Genomic DNA, 16,671 nt, shown 5'->3' with positions numbered 1-16,671 from the left:
GGGCATGAGTGATAAAGCAATCTTGAGCTGCCGCAACCTGGGCAAATCCTACGAGGAAGGCCCGGAGTCGGTAGAGGTTCTGGCCGGTCTGCAACTGGAGCTGCATCCGGGCGAGCGCGTGGCGATTGTCGGTACCTCGGGCTCGGGCAAAAGTACCTTGCTCAACCTGCTGGGCGGCCTCGATACACCGACCAAGGGCAGCGTCTGGCTGGCCGGTGAAGAGCTCTCGGCGCTGAACGAAAAGGCTCGCGGTTTGCTGCGCAATCGATCGCTGGGTTTCGTTTACCAGTTCCACCACTTGCTGCCTGAGTTCACCGCGCTGGAAAACGTCTGCATGCCGCTGCTGATCGGCAAGACGGCCATCCCGCAAGCGCGTCAGCGTGCGACGGCATTGCTGGAGCGGGTAGGGCTGGGTCATCGCCTGGAACACAAACCGGCCGAGTTGTCCGGTGGCGAACGTCAGCGTGTAGCCATCGCCCGCGCCCTGGTGAACAAGCCAGGCCTGGTGATGCTCGACGAGCCGACTGGCAACCTCGACTCCCACACCGCCCAGGGCATTCAGGATTTGATGCTGGAACTCAGCACCTCGATGCGCACGGCGTTCCTGGTGGTGACTCACGACATGAACCTGGCCCGCCAGATGGATCGCGTCCTGCATCTGCAGGAAGGTTACCTGACGCCCATCTGATTGGCCGAAACCCGACGTACTGAACAGTGCGTCGGGTCTTTTATTTTTATACGGTGCCCAGCGAATGTTCAGACCGTTATCGATCTTTATCGGCGCGCGCTATACCCGCGCCAAGCGCCGCAATCGCTTTGTTTCCTTCATCTCGATGACCTCGATGATCGGCCTCGCCCTGGGCGTGCTGGCGATGATCGTGGTGCTGTCGGTGATGAACGGCTTCCAGCGTGAAATGAGCTCGCGCATCCTCGGCATGGTGCCTCACGCGACTATCGTCGGCGTCAATCCGATCGACGATTGGCAGCCCGTCGCTGCTGCCGCCATGAAGAATCCTGAAGTGACGGCCGCCGTGCCGTTCACTGAGATGGAAGGCATGCTGTCCTACAAGGGGACGATGCAGCCGATTCAGGTCAGTGGCGTCGATCCGGCGCTCGAAGGCAAGGTGTCGATCGTTGCCCAGCACATTGTTCAGGGCCGTCTCGATGCCTTGAAGCCGGGTGAGTTTGGTGTGGTGATCGGCGAGATCACGGCACGCCGCTTCCGCTTGAACGTTGGCGACAAGATCACCCTGATCGTGCCTGAAGTCAGCACTGCACCGGGCGGCATCACCCCGCGCATGCAGCGGTTGAACGTGGTCGGCGTGTTCAAGGTTGGCGCCGAGCTGGACGGCTCCATGGCGCTGATCCACGTGGCCGATGCCGCGCAGATGCAGCACTGGGCTCCGAATCAGGTACAGAGCGTGCGCCTGGCGGTAAAGGATTTGTACGCTGCGCCGAAGGTTTCCAGCGATATTGCTGGCGGGCTGGGCACCGCTTACAAGGCTGATGACTGGACTCACACACAGGGCAGTCTGTTCAGTGCGATGAAGATGGAAAAAACCATGATCGGTTTGCTGTTGCTGATGATCGTCGCGGTGGCGGCGTTCAACATCATCGCAACCCTGATCATGGTGGTGAACGACAAGGGCGCGGACATCGCGATCCTGCGGACCATTGGCGCTTCGCCGCGGCAGATCATGGCGATCTTCATGGTGCAGGGCACCGTGATCGGGGTTGTCGGTACGTTGATTGGTGGCGTGCTTGGCGTGATTGCGGCGCTGAACGTCAGTGAACTGGTGGGCTGGATGGAGCGGGTCAGCGGGCAGCACATCTTCAGTTCAGACGTGTACTTCGTCAGTAACTTGCCGTCCGAACTGCAGGGGGCGGATGTGGTGTTGATCTGCTCCGCCGGGTTCATACTGAGCTTCCTCGCCACCGTTTACCCGGCATGGCGTGCGGCGAAAGTCGAGCCGGCTACCGCGTTGCGGTATTCGTAAGCCGTTACACCGCTTTCGTCGGAACGCCGCCCGGAGCAAGCCCGCTCCCACACTTGACCGAGTTGACTCAGATCTAATGTGGGAGCGGGCTTGCTCGCGAAGGGGCCAGACCTGCTGGCCTCATTCTCCCTTTGGCAACTCAATCACAAACCGCGTCCACCCGTTATCCGATTCGCAACGAATCTGGCCGCCATGGGCGCGGATGATTGACTGAGTGATCGCCAATCCCAGTCCTGCATGTTCACTACTGCCTTCCTGACGCGCCGGATCAGCCCGGTAGAAGCGATCAAATAAACGCGGCAGCAACGCCCCGTCAATTCCGTCGCCGCTGTTCTCCACCGTCAAGCTCAACCCCTTAGGCTGATCAACAATCCGCACCCGAACCTCGCCTTCGATTGGCGTAAACCGCAACGCATTGTCCAGCAAATTGGAAAGCGCCCGACGCAACATGCTGCGATCGCCCTCCATGCGCGCACTGCCTTCACGACTCAACCTGACCTGAGCGTCCTCCGCCAACGGGGCAAAAAACTCCAGCAACAGATCCGCTTCTTCCGCCAGTTCCAGCGGTTCGCGCTTGGGCATCAACAACCCGTGGTCAGCCTTGGCCAGGTACAACATGTCGTTGACCAGTTGCGCCATCCATTGCAGTTCTTCGAGATTGCTGTGCAGTGCTTCGCGATAATCCTCAATGGGGCGTGGGCGGGTGAGGGTGACCTGGGTGTGGGTCAGCAGGTTCGACAATGGCGTGCGCAATTCATGGGCGATGTCGGCGGAGAAGGCCGAGAGCCGCTGAAAAGAGTCGTCGAGGCGTCCGAGCATGGCGTTGAAGTTGTGGGCCATTTCCGCGAGTTCTGGCGGCATGTTTTCTTCGGGCAGGCGAGCATTGAGCGACTGCGCTGAAACGCCGCTGGCAACCGTACTCATGCGCCGTAACGGACGCAACCCACTGCGCGCGGCCCAGGCGCCGAGCAGGGCGGTGGCCAGCGCCGACAAACCGACTGTCAGCCAGATCAGGTGCTGCATGCGTTGCAGAAAGTGCTGGTGATGGGTGATGTCCAGCAGCAAGGTCAACTGCGGCGAGTCAGGTTTGTCGAGGTACAACGGAGCGTTGAGGACGCGGTAGTCGGTACCTTCGCTGCTCACCGTGGACAAACCCGGTTGGGTCGGCAATGCCTGGGGCAGGTTCGTTGAACTGTCATACCAGCGCTTGCCGTCGCTGCCAGTGATCCGCAGCGACAGATCAGCCTGTCGGCTCAATTCATCGGCCAGTTTGACGTCGCTTTCACTCGACTGAATGTCATGAAGTGCCCTACGCAACCCAATCAATTTGCCGTCCAGCAATTGCTGATCGAGTTCAACGAAATGCGCTTCACTGGCTTGGCTGAACAACACCCCGGCAAACAGCGACACCACGGCGGTGCACGCCGCAAACAGCAGCGCCAGGCGACTGCTTAACGAAAGTCGACGCATCAGGCGGGGCGCTCTTCAAGGACGTAACCCATGCCGCGCACGGTGTGAATCAACTTGTTCGGAAACTCATCGTCGATCTTCAGGCGCAAACGACGGATCGCCACTTCGATGACATTGGTGTCGCTGTCGAAATTCATGTCCCAGACCTGGGAAGCGATCAACGACTTGGGCAGGACTTCGCCTTGCCTGCGCAGGAGCATTTCCAGCAGGGCGAATTCCTTGGCCGTCAGGTCGATGCGCTGACCGCTGCGTTCGACCCGGCGGCGGATCAGGTCCAGACGCAAGTCCGCCAGTTGCAGGCTGGTTTCTTGAGGTGTAGCGCTACCGCGACGCAACAGGCTGCGGACCCGGGCCAGCAGTTCGGAGAAGGCGAACGGTTTGACCAGGTAGTCGTCGGCACCCAGTTCGAGGCCGTGGACCCTGTCCTCCACCGCGTCGCGCGCTGTCAGAAACAGTACCGGCGTGTCGAGGCCGGCACTGCGCACCGCTTGCAGAATCTCCCAGCCATCGCGACCGGGCAGCATCACATCAAGGATCAACAGCGAGTAATCGCCGGACAACGCTAGTTGCTGGCCGGTGCTGCCGTCCGCCACCAGTTCAGTATTGAAACCGGCTTCGGTCAGGCCTTGGCGCAAGTAGTGGCCGGTTTTCGGTTGGTCTTCGACGATCAGCAGTTTCATGGGCGACTCGAGGTAAATGGAGCGAACGCTTTATACCGTGGGTGGCGTTAATACAGGTCAACCTGACAAAGTTGTAATCTGGCTGTCAGGTTGCGGGCAGTCGCAGCAGTTTAGAGTTTTCCACAGGCTGAACCTTATCTTGTTGGAGTACGACTATGTTTTTGCGCAAATCACTGGTGCGCGTTGCGTGTTTGCTGGCGTTGAGCTCGCCGGCGTGGGCTTCCCCGGCGCATACCTACGACTTCGGCCAGCCGGCCCCGGCGGCCAAGGCGACTCGCAGCGTTGAAGTCGTCATGGGCGACATGTCGTTCACGCCCAAGGCGATTGATATCAAGGCCGGTGAGACGGTTCGTTTTGTGTTGGTGAATAAAGGCCAGTTGTTGCACGAATTCAACCTCGGTGACGCGGCGATGCACGCCAAACATCAGCAGGAAATGATGAAGATGCAGCAGAGCGGCATGCTGATGCCTACAGGCATGAAGGAAATGGACCACGGCGCCATGGCCGGTATGGAGCATGGAATGAAACACGACGACCCCAATAGCGTGCTCGTCGAGCCGGGCAAAACCGCCGAGCTGACCTGGACCTTCACCAAGGCTACCAATCTGGAATTTGCCTGCAACATCCCCGGTCATTACCAGGCCGGCATGGTCGGCAAGATGACTGTCAGTCAGTAAGCACTCAAAGGCGGGAGCAAAGGCTGGTAGAATCCGCTGATTCTTCAGTCAGGTTTCCGACATGCATCCCGCAGCCGAACACTCGCCGCTGGGCAAATCCAGCGAATACATCGCCACCTACACGCCGTCCTTGCTGTTCCCGATCCCGCGCACCGCGAAATGGGCCGAGCTGGGCCTGACGGCTGAAACCCTGCCGTACAAGGGCGTGGATTTCTGGAATTGCTTCGAACTGTCGTGGCTGTTGCCGTCCGGCAAGCCAGTGGTGGCGATTGGCGAGTTCAGTATCCCGGCGGATTCGCCGAATATCATCGAATCGAAGTCGTTCAAGCTGTACCTCAACTCCCTGAACCAGACACCGTTTGCCGACACCGCGAGCCTCGAAGCGACGTTGGCGAAAGACCTGTCGGCCGCTGCCGGTAAACCGGTCGGCGTGCGGATTCGTAGCCTGAGGGACGTCGAGGCTGAAGGCGTCGTGGCGTTGCCGGGTGTGTGCATTGATGATCTGGACATCAGCGTCAGCAACTATGAACACCCGCGTCCGGAACTGCTGCGTTGCGATGAATCGCGCATTGTGGAAGAGAGCGTGCACAGTCATTTGCTCAAATCCAACTGCCCGGTCACCAGTCAGCCGGACTGGGGCAGCGTGGCGGTGGAATACCGTGGCGCGGCGCTGGATCACGCGAGTTTGCTGGAATACATCGTGAGCTTCCGTCAGCACTCCGACTTCCACGAACAGTGCGTGGAGCGGATCTTTCTCGACCTGCAACGGTTGTTGAAACCGGAGAAATTGACGGTGTATGCGCGGTATGTGCGGCGCGGTGGGTTGGACATCAACCCGTATCGCAGCACTGAAACCGTTCAACTGCCAAACCACCGTCTGGTCCGCCAATAAAGAACCACTGTGGGAGCGAGCCTGCTCGCGATGAGTCCAGCACATTCAACATTGATGTTGACTGACACTCAGCCATCGCGAGCAGGCTCGCTCCTACAATGGATTGCATTTCAGGTCGCAGAAACAAAAAAGCCCCGCTATCACTAGCGGGGCTTTTGCGTATTCGGGGTTCAGATCCCCATATTCGCCAGGGCTTGCACGATGTTGCGCAAGGTGCCGGCAAGGGTCGGGTGTTCGATTTCGAAGCGTTCAACGGCCAGGTTCACATTGTCGGCGAGGCTGGAGTCCTGGGTTTTGGTTTCGAGCTCCAGTTCCAGTTCGATCTGTTGCATCAGCGCGTGCAGGTCTTCGCGCTCGGCTTCGGTCAGCGGTGGATTCTGTTCCAATTGCTCGCGCAGAGTATTGAGTTGTTGTTGCAGTTCGCGGGCAGGCATGGCGTTCTTCCTTTTATCGATAGGCACTGGCATAGACCGCAGCAGCATGCCAAAAGTCTATGGCTTGACCTTTAGATTAATCCACTCGCGCGTAACCTGCATGATCTCGATCAGGGCTTTTCGCCCTTGAGCCGGCGCAGGCTGATGTCGGCCAGGCAGGTGTCGAGTTCACCGAGGTGATCGATCACCGAATGCACACCCAGACTGAACAGTTGCACCGTTGCCTTGCCGCGTTTGAATTCCCGTTCCTGCTGAGTCAGCGCCTGCCATTCGTTGGGCGCCAGGCCGCAGAGTGAGCCACAGGACGCCAACCCGATCGTCCACAATCCGGCATTGAGCCCCGCTTGCAGCAATCGTGGTTCGCCGCTGACCAGCACGCAACCCTCCAGTCGTTCAACATTCAACGTCATCAAGGCTTGCCAGCAGGCGTGCGGCGCCGGCCATGGATTGTTTGTTTCGAGGTGTTGCGAGGATTTGATCCATGAAGGCAATGCAACGGCCAGGGAATGGCTGAGGGCAGGGGGGAGTTCATCAAGCCAGGCACAGGGAATCTGCTGATTTTGCAAGCTGCGCAGGCTATCCAGCGCGCCGGGCGTAGCCTCAGCGTGTATGGCAGAGGGGATGCCCTGTGCGCGTGTGCGGGCACCGAAATCCACCAGGCAACCACTGAGGCCGAACAGGACGGCGGTCAGGCTGGGCGCAATGTGGGGCAAGGTTTCGGCATGCGGCATATCAACGTCCCTGAAATAGCCTCAAGGCTAGGGCGCGACAGTGACAGTTGAGTGACACTGATGTGAATCGCTCACAATCATGCCTTGCGCGGTGCTGCCTAAAGCGGCTTTTCCGTCTTATACTAGCCCGCTTAACGCTTGGGCCAAGGGCCCGTGCCAGTACAATCCAAGGAGTTTTTCTATGCGCTGGAGCAATCATCTAGCTCAGTTTTGTGTGTTTACCAGCGTATTGCTGGTTCCGTTCGTTGCCCAGGCAGCCTCGGAAGACGACCCTTGGGAAAGCATCAACCGCCCGATCTACAAGTTCAACGATGTACTCGACACCTATGCGCTGAAGCCTTTGGCCCAGGGCTATCAGTTCGTGACGCCGCAGTTCCTTGAAGACGGCATCCACAACATGTTCCGCAACGTCGGTGAAGTCACCAACCTTGCCAACGATATCTTGCAGGCCAAGCCGGCCGCCGCTGGCGTCGACACCGCACGCTTGATCTTCAACACCACCTTCGGCCTGCTGGGCTTCTTCGATGTGGGCACCAAGATGGGCCTGCAACGCAATGACGAAGACTTCGGTCAGACGCTCGGTTACTGGGGCGTAGGCAGCGGCCCGTACGTGATGCTGCCGCTTCTGGGCCCAAGCACCTTGCGTGATGCGCCGTCCAAGTATGTCGACGGCTACACCGGCCCGTACCCGTACATCAACGACGTGCCCGTGCGTAACTCGATCTTCGGCCTGAACATTGTCGACACCCGCGCCAATCTGCTGTCGAGTGAGAAGCTGATCACCGGCGACAAGTACACCTTCATCCGCAATGCGTACCTGCAGAACCGCGAATTCAAAGTCAAAGACGGCCAGGTCGAAGACGATTTTTGATCTAGACCGGTAAAACGAGGAAGGCGGCCAGTGGGCCGCCTTCTTTCGTTTGGGCTTTCGGGACCGGTTTCACGCATGGGTTTGAACCTTCCATTACGTTACGGTTTTGCCGGTTCTTATAACTCCCGGTGATTTGAAATCGAAAGTCGTCAAGCGACCATCGGCGTGAGCTTGAAACGCCCCGCGGATGGGAGTACCGTCTGCGCCTTAGAAGGGCACCTCTGGTGTACCTGTGTGTAGGGCAAACGCTCGAAAACAGTGCAGTAGAGAGGCTAGAAAGCGAATCCAGTAGTGTGAGCCGGGACAAAGCCCCTGCCTGCTACGCCAACCTAATTCTGGCGCCGTTTGCCCACATGCCAAAAACCAGTGCCACGCTGCTGATAATCGATGATGACGAAGTAGTGCGCGCGAGCCTCGCCGCCTATTTGGAAGACAGTGGTTTCAGCGTCTTGCAGGCCAGCAATGGCCAGCAGGGTCTTCAGGTATTCGAGCAAGACAAGCCCGACTTGGTCATCTGCGATCTGCGCATGCCACAGATGGGCGGACTCGAACTCATTCGCCAGGTCACCGAGCTGTCGCCACAAACCCCGGTGATCGTGGTTTCGGGCGCCGGCGTGATGAACGACGCGGTCGAGGCCCTGCGCCTGGGCGCGGCGGACTACCTGATCAAGCCTCTCGAAGATCTGGCTGTGCTCGAGCACTCTGTGCGCCGGGCCCTGGATCGTGCGCGCCTGCTGCTGGAAAACCAGCGCTACCGCGAGAAGCTGGAAAAGGCCAACCGCGAGCTCGCCGCCAGCCTGAACCTGCTCCAGGAAGACCAGAACGCCGGTCGCCAGGTGCAGATGAACATGCTGCCGGTCAGCCCCTGGTCCATCGACGAGTTCCAGTTTGCTCACCAGATCATCCCGTCTCTGTACCTGTCGGGTGATTTCGTCGACTACTTTCGGGTCGACGAGCGTCGGGTAGCCTTCTACCTGGCGGACGTTTCCGGTCATGGCGCCTCTTCAGCCTTCGTTACCGTGCTGCTGAAGTTCATGACCACGCGCTTGCTGTTCGAATCCAAGCGCAGCGGTACATTGCCGGAATTCAAGCCTTCAGAGGTCCTTGGTCATATCAACCGAGGCCTGATCAGTTGTAAGCTGGGTAAACACGTCACAATGGTCGGTGGAGTCATCGACGAGGAGACAGGTTTGTTGACCTATAGCATCGGTGGCCATTTGCCGTTGCCTGTGTTGTACACGCCAGACAGTGTTCGTTATCTGGAAGGGCGTGGTCTGCCGGTGGGCCTCTTCAATGAAGCCACCTACGAAGACCACGTACTGGAGCTGCCGCCGACGTTCAGCCTGACGCTGATGTCCGATGGCATTCTGGACCTTTTGCCAGAACCTACACTCAAAGAAAAAGAAGCGGCTTTGCCCCAACGGGTCAAGGCAGCGGGCGGCAGCCTGGATGGTCTGCGGCAGGTTTTTGGATTGGCCACGCTAGGGGAGATGCCGGATGATATCGCCCTGTTGGTGTTGAGCAGGAATCTTTAATGAGTACCGGTAGAATCCAGTTCGCCGAGCAGGATGGCACCTTCGTCCTGAAGTTCGTCGGTGAAGTTCGCCTGACCCTGTGTTCGGCGTTGGATGCGACTATTGAGCGGATCTTCACGGCGTTGAACTTCAACGCAATCGTGATCGACCTGACCGAAACCCGCAGCATCGACAGCACCACCCTTGGCCTTTTGGCCAAGCTGTCGATCCTGTCGCGGCAAAAGGTCGGCTTGCTGCCGACCGTTGTCACCACCCACGAAGACATCACTCGTCTGCTGCAGTCCATGGGTTTCGAGCAAGTGTTCAACATCGTTGACCGCCCGATCCCGTGCCCCGAGTGCCTGACCGACCTGCCAGATCAGGATCAGTCCGAAGAAGTGGTGCGGATCAAAGTGCTCGAAGCACACAAGATCCTCATGGGCCTGAACGACTCCAATCGTGAAGCGTTCCATGATCTGGTGAACGCCCTCGAGCGTCACTGATCCTGTGGCGAGGGAGCTCGCTCCCGCTGGGCTGCGAAGCAGCCCCAAAATCGACATATAAAAAAGGGCGAACCCACCAAGGTTCGCCCTTTTTGCATTTGCTCTTATTGGATCAGAGCTTGGCTTGCAACAACGCCTCAAGCTTTTCCTGGTCGCGAGCGAACTGACGAATACCCTCAGCCAGTTTTTCGGTCGCCATCGCGTCCTCGTTGGACAACCAACGGAACTGCGCTTCATTCAAGCTCAAACGAGCTTCACCAGCCTGCCCCGGCGCCAATTTGCGCTCCAGCTTGCCAGTGTCCGCCGCCAGCTTATCAATCAGATCCGGGCTGATGGTCAGACGGTCGCAACCGGCCAACTGCTCGATCTGATTCAGGTTACGGAAGCTCGCGCCCATGACCACGGTCTTGTAGTCATTGGCCTTGTAGTAGTTGTAGATGCGCGTCACCGACTGCACGCCCGGATCATCCGCGCCGGTGTAGTCGTTGCCGTTGGCCTTTTTGTACCAGTCGTAGATGCGACCCACGAACGGCGAAATCAGGAACACCCCTGCATCAGCACATGCCGCTGCCTGAGCGAACGAGAACAGCAGCGTCAGGTTGCACTGAATGCCTTCTTTTTCCAGAATTTCGGCAGCGCGGATGCCTTCCCAGGTGGAAGCGATCTTGATCAGCACGCGGTCACGGCCAATGCCGGCCTTGTCGTACAGCTCGATCAGACGGTGCGCACGCTTCAATACGGCGTCAGTGTCGAACGACAGGCGCGCATCCACTTCGGTGGAAATACGGCCAGGGATCACTTTCAGAATCTCTTGCCCTACCGCAACGCCAAAACGGTCGCTGGCCAGGCCCACATCGCCCTTGCAGTCGCTGACGCAAGCGTTCAGCAACTCGGCATAACCGGGAATGGCCGCCGCTTTCAGCAGCAGGGAAGGGTTGGTGGTAGCGTCCACGGGTTTAACGCGAGCGATAGCTTCGAAGTCGCCGGTGTCGGCAACCACGGTGGTCATTTGTTTGAGTTGTTCCAGCTTGGAAGTCATGGGCGTGCTCTGTCCTATGGGTCTAATGACATTACCCGAGCGCTGACAGCCACTCAAGGGTGCGTGTACGTATCGAGGGCCCCAGCGGCAACAACCTGAAAACGGCTGTTTGAATGGCGGGGCGCAGTATCGATAAATACGATGCCAAATCAGACCACAGGTTCAACCCAAGCGACCGTTAACGCCCCTCAAGCAACTCCGCCGCCTGGTCCAGCAACACCAAAGGCTCTTTAGCCTTGTGAATATCCACCGACAACAACTGCCGAAACTTCCGCGCCCCCGGAAACCCGGTGCCCAGCCCCAGCACATGCCGAGTGATGTGGTGCATCGAGCCGCCCGCATCAATATGCGCGGCAATATAAGGCCGCAACTTCGCCAGCGCCTCGGCCCGGCTGATCACTGGCGCTGTACTGCCGAACAGTTGCTGATCCACCTCGGCCATCACATAAGGGTTGTGATAGGCCTCACGACCCAACATCACGCCATCGAACGTCTGCAAATGTTCGTGACAGGCTTCCAGCGTCTTGATCCCGCCGTTGAGAATAATCTCCAGCTCCGGAAAATCCGTCTTTAACCGCGCCGCCACGTCATAACGCAGAGGCGGAATGTCGCGGTTCTCCTTCGGCGACAACCCCTCCAGAATCGCAATCCGCGCATGCACCGTAAAACTGGTGCACCCGGCATCCCGAACCGTGCCGACGAAATCACACAACTCCTCGTAACTGTCCCGCCCGTTGATTCCGATGCGATGCTTCACCGTCACCGGAATCGACACCGCATCACGCATCGCCTTCACACAATCGGCCACCAACTGCGGATGCCCCATCAGGCACGCACCGATCATATTGTTCTGCACCCGATCACTCGGGCAGCCGACATTAAGATTCACCTCGTCGTAACCGTGCTCCTGCGCCATACGCGCGCACATCGCCAGGTCCAGCGGCACACTGCCGCCGAGTTGCAGGGCGAGCGGGTGCTCGGCTTCGTTGTGACGCAAGAAGCGGTCGTGATCGCCGTTGAGCAGCGCGCCGGTGGTGACCATTTCTGTGTAGAGGAGGGCGTGCTTGGAGAGTAGGCGCAGGAAAAAACGGCAATGACGATCGGTCCAATCCATCATGGGCGCAACAGAAAATCTCCTAGATACCGGATCTGCTGGGGATGCTAGGTTTTCTGCTGGTTTCATAAACATTTAGCTACTTCTCATTCGCTGCGGTTTACTACGGTTTTTGCTTAATTTTGAGAAGTCCTTGCTACAATGTAGCAACGCAAACCACTCGTGTAGCAAAATCCATGGGATCAATTACCGTTCGCAAGCGCAAGGATGGCTCTGCAGCGTACACCGCACAGATCCGCATCATGCAAAAGGGTGTGACAGTTTATCAGGAAAGCCAGACCTTCGACCGCAAGACCACGGCCCAGGCTTGGCTCAAGCGGCGCGAGACTGAGATGGCGGAACCTGGTGCGATTGCCAAGGCCAATCGCAAAGGCGTAACGGTCAAGGAGATGATCGAGCGCTATCTGGAGGATTACGAAAAACTCCGGCCGCTGGGCAAGACCAAGCGCGCCACCCTGAAGGCTATCGGCGAAACCTGGCTGGGCAAGCTTGAAGACAAGGACATCACGAGCCAGAAACTGGTCGAGTACGCCCACGATCGCATGCTGAGCGACGGGATTCAGCCACAGACTGTGGGCAACGACCTCGCGCATCTCGGTGCGGTGCTGTCAGTCGCTCGTCCTGCCTGGGGTTATGACATTGATCCGATGGCCATGCCGGATGCACGCAAGGTATTGCGCAAGATGGGGGGCGTGTCTAGGAGTAAGGAACGTGACCGCCGGCCAACGTTGGCTGAGATGGACAGGATCCTCGAGTACTTTTGCGCCATGCGCGACCGGCACAAGCAACAGATCGACATGGTGCGAGTGACTGCCTTCGCGCTGTTCTCCACGCGGCGGCAGGAAGAGATCACGCGTATTCGTTGGGACGCTATAGATGAAGAGCGTCAGGCGGTTCTAATCACCGACATGAAAAATCCTGGGCAGAAGTACGGCAACGATGTGTGGTGTCATGTGCCCGACGAAGCCTGGCGAATCCTGCAGTCGATGCCGAAGGTCGCTGAAGAAGTGTTTCCGTACAACGCCCGTTCAGTGTCGGCGTCGTTCACCAGGGCCGCAGCCTTCCTCGAAATCGAGGATCTTCACTTCCACGACCTGCGTCACGATGGGGTTAGTCGGTTGTTCGAAATGGGTTGGGATATTCCGAAAGTCGCCGCTGTATCTGGCCACCGGGATTGGAACTCGATGCGTCGATACACACATCTGAAGGGAAACGGCGACCCTTACAAGGGCTGGCCGTGGCTGGAACGGATAGTTGCGGGCCCCACGATCGAGGCCCTTGAGAGATTATGAAGCCCGTCGTAGCCCTCTGCCCATGAGCTTGTCGTGCTCGATCTTGGCCTTGAGGTGCTGCGCGTCGAGATATGCGGCTAGGTCGTTCAAGTGCACGCCCCGTGCTGACTTTTGGCTGCTTTCCAATCGTACTAGCGGCAGGTCGATATCGCCGGCGGCCACCTTCATCTTCAGCTTTTCCGGCGTCAGGTGGCTGAAGTAGTCACCGCAGACGCGCTCAAGCGGAATGATTGCCTGGCCGTTGTACTGGGCCATTAGTAGGAAGGCTGTGTTCATACAGCACCTGTCATCGGCTTCCCGACCATGGTCAGTTCGTCGTCAAGCGCATAGACCTTCTGCGTTAGGTTGAGCTGGGTGTATACGCCACAACCATAGGTAGCTTCGTTCCAGTTTTTGCTGGTGGCGTGTATCAAGTTAGGGTTTCCCGTTCTTGTGCTCATGCTGATATAACGCAGGGAAGCTCCCATTGCCGGTATTGATTTTCTGCTGCCCGACTGAAGAAGAAATCTGAACTGCTGGTTACGCGCGCAGAGGCTCGGTTCTTGCACTTTTGACGTGAAAGGTGTTTTGTCCCGAAGCACACACGGGGCGAGCGCTGGGTAGCAAACAATGCCGCCCCATTGGAAATTCTCAGTCAAAGTTAGCGTTTGCATGCTTCGTCTCCCCAACCCAGCAGGCTGATGTCGATGCCCTTGAGCTTCATCATCTTCAATGACAGGAACAGCACAGGACGGCCCCCGGCCATGCCGGCATGTGGCTCGAGCTTAACAAAGTAGGATTCCTCATGGATCAGCTTGACGAACTGCGTGTTGCTGCCAATCACTGGGGTACTGCGCTCGTCGACGCTGCAATAGCGGGTGTAGATTGCATGCGACAACACTGGGTCGAGAATCAGGTGTTCGGGGGTGACCGCATACTGCAAGCCCTCGGACAGGTAGACTGTGCCGATCTTGGATTCTTCGACGCTGCGCGAGATGGCGACGATCACCGCAATTTTCTGCAGGACCAGGTCGATCTCGCTCTGCACGTAAGCGTCGCCATCCCGTTCATAACAGCTCATTACGACTTTGATCGCCTTCTCCAGCTCAGCCAGGGAAGCGTGCAGCTGCATTTGCATGCAAACATCTTTCAGAATCCATAGTCCTACCAGGATGACTTGCTGTGAGTAACGAGGGCGGTCATCCATGTTTGCTGGCAGCAGGTCGCCGGCCTTGTCCATCGGCCGCTCAACCTCATCAAGGGGCGTGGTCAGGGCTCTGTCCATGATGAGCTTGCCGAGGCGTCTCAGATGATGGCGGTTTTGCTTGGCTAGGCGAAAATGATCGCCACCCTGCTTGCGCTTGCTCTTGGTCAGATGGACGCGAATGCTGCGCTCTTGGATCGCTGGCATCTCGATCTCCTGCTCAGAAATTACAATTATCGGCGCCGATAACGGGATAGCGATGACTTCGGCATTTTTTCGGCCGAGGCTGCCTTGGCTGAGTCGTCCTTTGAGGGTGGCCTCACCGTTCCAGGCCTGCTTGAGCCGCTCGCCAACGTCCGTGTAAGCGGTATGGGTCATCTTGGACTTATTGAATTCCTCGATGATACGCGGCACGGTGGTGGTGTTGGACAGGTAATCGAGCATGCCGAAAGGCGAGGTCGATGGGGCGCTCACTCCAGCGTCCTGGGACATGTAGTCGGTGCCGTTGAGGCAAGTGATCAGACCGGCGGACATTGACTTGCCCGAGCCGGCGCTGCCCCACAGCGAGAGGATAGGGAACTGGCCGTAAAGGTGCATGAAGTGGGCCTTGAAGTGCGCCGCGATGCACCAGCCGATCATCATTCCAACTTCGTGCTTCTGGGTGATTTTGAGCAGGCGATACAGCACTTCATCTACATCCTTATCCCCCTTCTCGCACATATCGGTATTGGCAAAATAGGGCCGCGCCAGTAGGTTGCCGGAAAACTGATGGGTGTCACACACCTTGTTCGAGTTGATGCTCATGCCGGGTTCGACATAAGTAAACATGGGGCTGTTGTCGACAAAGTCTAGGTGAACCCCGGCGGTGTAGACCCCGAGTACTTCCTTCACATACGGATACTCCTGAGCGACCGTAAATTTGATCCGTTGCACATCGTTGTCGCAGCCCTGAAAGGTTAGGTCTCGAATCCCTTTAATCGCATGCAGAAACTCCGTGCGACTGAGGTAGGCGGATTCTGGGAACATGATCTGGGCGATTTCGACCCCGTACATCAGTACGCTCATCCGCGTGCGGATCCGACGGGGAAGGGTGCCATCCTGTGGCGCGCTCATGAAAACGGCGAGCGGTTGCAGGGTGAAGTTAGTGATCCACCGCTTGCCTTCGCCGCGCTTGATAAAGTAGCCGTCGGACGCGACCTCGGCGCTGAAGCCCGAATTAAAGTCGCCGTCCTGGTTGGTCCTTTCTGCCATCGCGCAACACTCGCAGGGGGTTTCACGCAGCAGCGCACGGCTCGCGCAGCAGCTGAAGCTGGAGCTCGGGGTGTGCTCGACGTAACGGATCTGCGCTTCGATGTGATCGCGGCGAGCCTTGGGCGTGCTGTACTTGCTGCTCGTGGCGCTGCTGGCCAGACGGGAAGCCAGGTTGTCGGCGACCGGCTGCGACACCTCGGCGCGGACGATGTAACTGGCGAGCTGGGTGGCCACCTGGTTAAACGACGACGAGGCCTTCACCGCCTCGCTGTCGCACAACATCTGGATGCAGGCCGGTACCGGCTCCCGAATCTTTTCCATGTCGGCCGACGACGCGATGATCGTGAGCTTTGGCTTGGCGTTGACGCGCTTCTTCGCCTCGTCAAACAGCGCCTTCAGCTCATGCACCACCAGCCCCTGCGGGTCATCGACCTCGACTTCCCGGGGCCCCTGCACCAGTTCGCGGTAGCGGTCCACGGTCAGTTCATTCAGCTCGTCGACGGTGACCGGGACGCGGTACTTACCATCGTGGTGCTGCAGGTTGACGATGCGGAAACTGTTGCCCCGGCCGCTGCTGTACACCGAGTAGTCGAGGCCGATGACGAACAGGTCGCGCGCCATCTCCTTGTAGATCTCCGGCAAGCGCAGAATAAAGCGCTTGCCGGTGAACAGTGTCTCGTTGACCCGGATGTGCAGGCCCTTGCTGCCGGACAGGTACACCTGCAGCATGCTCTTCGGCACCTCCATGCGCGTCAGCTTGCCGACCAATTCCTGGGCGCTGTGGATCGCCTGGCCGAGGTCGTCCTTGCAGTCGATGACGAAGTATAAGGGGCCACGGTAGCCGACCCTGTCGCGATTGCGCGGGTTATCCTCATCGCTCCCGTCGCTGAAGTTCTGGTTCACGGCCAGAATGGTCAGCTTCTGCGCGCCCTGCGCCTTGGCCAGCTCGACTAGAGCTGTCTCGCCTTTACTGGGCTGCAGGTACCAGGCGTCGTGCTCAGATTGCTGATAATAGCGATACAT

Annotated in this window: 17 protein-coding genes; 8 read left to right on the top strand and 9 right to left on the bottom strand. The window is 58.3% G+C overall.

Features of this window, described 5'->3' with window-relative positions:
* Positions 1 to 4 precede the first annotated feature (4 nt).
* Together lolD and KGB23_RS17470 are read left to right on the top strand one after the other, a co-directional pair.
* Positions 5 to 688, top strand: coding sequence for a lipoprotein-releasing ABC transporter ATP-binding protein LolD (gene lolD, locus KGB23_RS17475; protein ID WP_223431974.1), 684 nt, complete (start codon positions 5 to 7; stop codon positions 686 to 688).
* A 64-nt stretch (positions 689 to 752) separates the two neighbouring features.
* Positions 753 to 1,997 carry a lipoprotein-releasing ABC transporter permease subunit gene (locus KGB23_RS17470; protein ID WP_223431973.1) on the top strand — a complete coding sequence of 415 codons (1,245 nt, stop codon included), beginning with the start codon at positions 753 to 755 and terminating at the stop codon, positions 1,995 to 1,997.
* A gap of 120 nt (positions 1,998 to 2,117) precedes the next feature.
* On the opposite strand, the gene KGB23_RS17465 is transcribed toward KGB23_RS17470, so the two are convergent.
* Positions 2,118 to 3,467: a heavy metal sensor histidine kinase gene (locus KGB23_RS17465; protein WP_223431972.1), complete on the bottom strand. Its 1,350-nt coding sequence runs from the start codon at positions 3,465 to 3,467 to the stop codon at positions 2,118 to 2,120.
* Complete coding sequence (locus KGB23_RS17460) at positions 3,467 to 4,147, bottom strand: heavy metal response regulator transcription factor (protein ID WP_223431971.1); 681 nt, start codon at positions 4,145 to 4,147, stop codon at positions 3,467 to 3,469. Before KGB23_RS17460 ends, KGB23_RS17465 begins: the two co-directional genes overlap by 1 nt.
* A gap of 155 nt (positions 4,148 to 4,302) precedes the next feature.
* Between KGB23_RS17460 and KGB23_RS17455 the strand changes: the two genes are divergently transcribed.
* Together KGB23_RS17455 and queF are read left to right on the top strand one after the other, a co-directional pair.
* The gene (locus KGB23_RS17455; RefSeq protein WP_223431970.1) at positions 4,303 to 4,824 is read left to right on the top strand and encodes a plastocyanin/azurin family copper-binding protein; all 522 of its coding nucleotides are present in this window, start codon (positions 4,303 to 4,305) and stop codon (positions 4,822 to 4,824) included.
* Positions 4,825 to 4,885: 61 nt separating this feature from the next.
* Complete coding sequence (gene queF, locus KGB23_RS17450; protein WP_223431969.1) at positions 4,886 to 5,716, top strand: NADPH-dependent 7-cyano-7-deazaguanine reductase QueF; 831 nt, start codon at positions 4,886 to 4,888, stop codon at positions 5,714 to 5,716.
* 170 nt (positions 5,717 to 5,886) lie between these two features.
* Here the strand turns inward: queF and KGB23_RS17445 are convergent, their stop codons facing one another.
* Both KGB23_RS17445 and KGB23_RS17440 read right to left on the bottom strand, forming a co-directional pair.
* Positions 5,887 to 6,150, bottom strand: coding sequence for a DUF4404 family protein (locus KGB23_RS17445; protein ID WP_008151367.1), 264 nt, complete (start codon positions 6,148 to 6,150; stop codon positions 5,887 to 5,889).
* A 110-nt stretch (positions 6,151 to 6,260) separates the two neighbouring features.
* Entirely contained in the window at positions 6,261 to 6,881 is a 621-nt protein-coding gene (locus KGB23_RS17440; protein ID WP_223431968.1) for an HAD family phosphatase, read from the bottom strand.
* A 181-nt stretch (positions 6,882 to 7,062) separates the two neighbouring features.
* Here KGB23_RS17440 and KGB23_RS17435 point away from each other — a divergent pair, with 181 nt between their 5' ends.
* From KGB23_RS17435 to rssC, 3 genes are all read left to right on the top strand, one after another.
* Positions 7,063 to 7,752: a VacJ family lipoprotein gene (locus tag KGB23_RS17435; protein WP_223431967.1), complete on the top strand. Its 690-nt coding sequence runs from the start codon at positions 7,063 to 7,065 to the stop codon at positions 7,750 to 7,752.
* Positions 7,753 to 8,105: 353 nt separating this feature from the next.
* Positions 8,106 to 9,287, top strand: coding sequence for a two-component system response regulator RssB (gene rssB, locus KGB23_RS17430; RefSeq protein WP_223431966.1), 1,182 nt, complete (start codon positions 8,106 to 8,108; stop codon positions 9,285 to 9,287).
* Positions 9,287 to 9,769: an anti-sigma factor antagonist RssC gene (gene rssC, locus KGB23_RS17425; RefSeq protein WP_007935262.1), complete on the top strand. Its 483-nt coding sequence runs from the start codon at positions 9,287 to 9,289 to the stop codon at positions 9,767 to 9,769. The genes rssB and rssC overlap by 1 nt, the downstream gene beginning before the upstream one ends.
* Positions 9,770 to 9,881: 112 nt before the next feature.
* Here rssC and tal read toward each other — a convergent pair whose 3' ends face one another.
* Positions 9,882 to 10,808, bottom strand: coding sequence for a transaldolase (tal, locus tag KGB23_RS17420; RefSeq protein WP_056744331.1), 927 nt, complete (start codon positions 10,806 to 10,808; stop codon positions 9,882 to 9,884).
* Positions 10,809 to 10,986: 178 nt separating this feature from the next.
* Entirely contained in the window at positions 10,987 to 11,991 is a 1,005-nt protein-coding gene (gene dusA, locus KGB23_RS17415) for a tRNA dihydrouridine(20/20a) synthase DusA (protein WP_223431994.1), read from the bottom strand.
* A gap of 107 nt (positions 11,992 to 12,098) precedes the next feature.
* On the opposite strand from dusA, the gene KGB23_RS17410 reads away from it, so the two are divergent.
* Positions 12,099 to 13,214 carry a site-specific integrase gene (locus KGB23_RS17410; RefSeq protein ID WP_223431965.1) on the top strand — a complete coding sequence of 372 codons (1,116 nt, stop codon included), beginning with the start codon at positions 12,099 to 12,101 and terminating at the stop codon, positions 13,212 to 13,214.
* Here the strand turns inward: KGB23_RS17410 and KGB23_RS17405 are convergent.
* Genes KGB23_RS17405 through KGB23_RS17395 form a run of 3 tightly spaced genes read right to left on the bottom strand, consistent with a single transcriptional unit; the run spans position 13,209 to position 16,671 of the window.
* Complete coding sequence (locus KGB23_RS17405) at positions 13,209 to 13,490, bottom strand: pyocin activator PrtN family protein (protein ID WP_223431964.1); 282 nt, start codon at positions 13,488 to 13,490, stop codon at positions 13,209 to 13,211. The two genes, KGB23_RS17410 and KGB23_RS17405, sit on opposite strands and share 6 nt — an antisense overlap.
* Complete coding sequence (locus KGB23_RS17400) at positions 13,487 to 13,867, bottom strand: hypothetical protein (RefSeq protein ID WP_223431963.1); 381 nt, start codon at positions 13,865 to 13,867, stop codon at positions 13,487 to 13,489. The genes KGB23_RS17405 and KGB23_RS17400 overlap by 4 nt, the downstream gene beginning before the upstream one ends.
* Entirely contained in the window at positions 13,855 to 16,671 is a 2,817-nt protein-coding gene (locus tag KGB23_RS17395) for a hypothetical protein (RefSeq protein WP_223431962.1), read from the bottom strand. Before KGB23_RS17395 ends, KGB23_RS17400 begins: the two co-directional genes overlap by 13 nt.

It is taken from the genome of Pseudomonas sp. GL-B-26, assembly GCF_019947405.1.
GTDB lineage: Bacteria > Pseudomonadota > Gammaproteobacteria > Pseudomonadales > Pseudomonadaceae > Aquipseudomonas.
The sequence above is the reverse complement of the archived record's forward strand: the minus strand, read 5'-3'. Positions and strand labels throughout refer to the sequence as shown.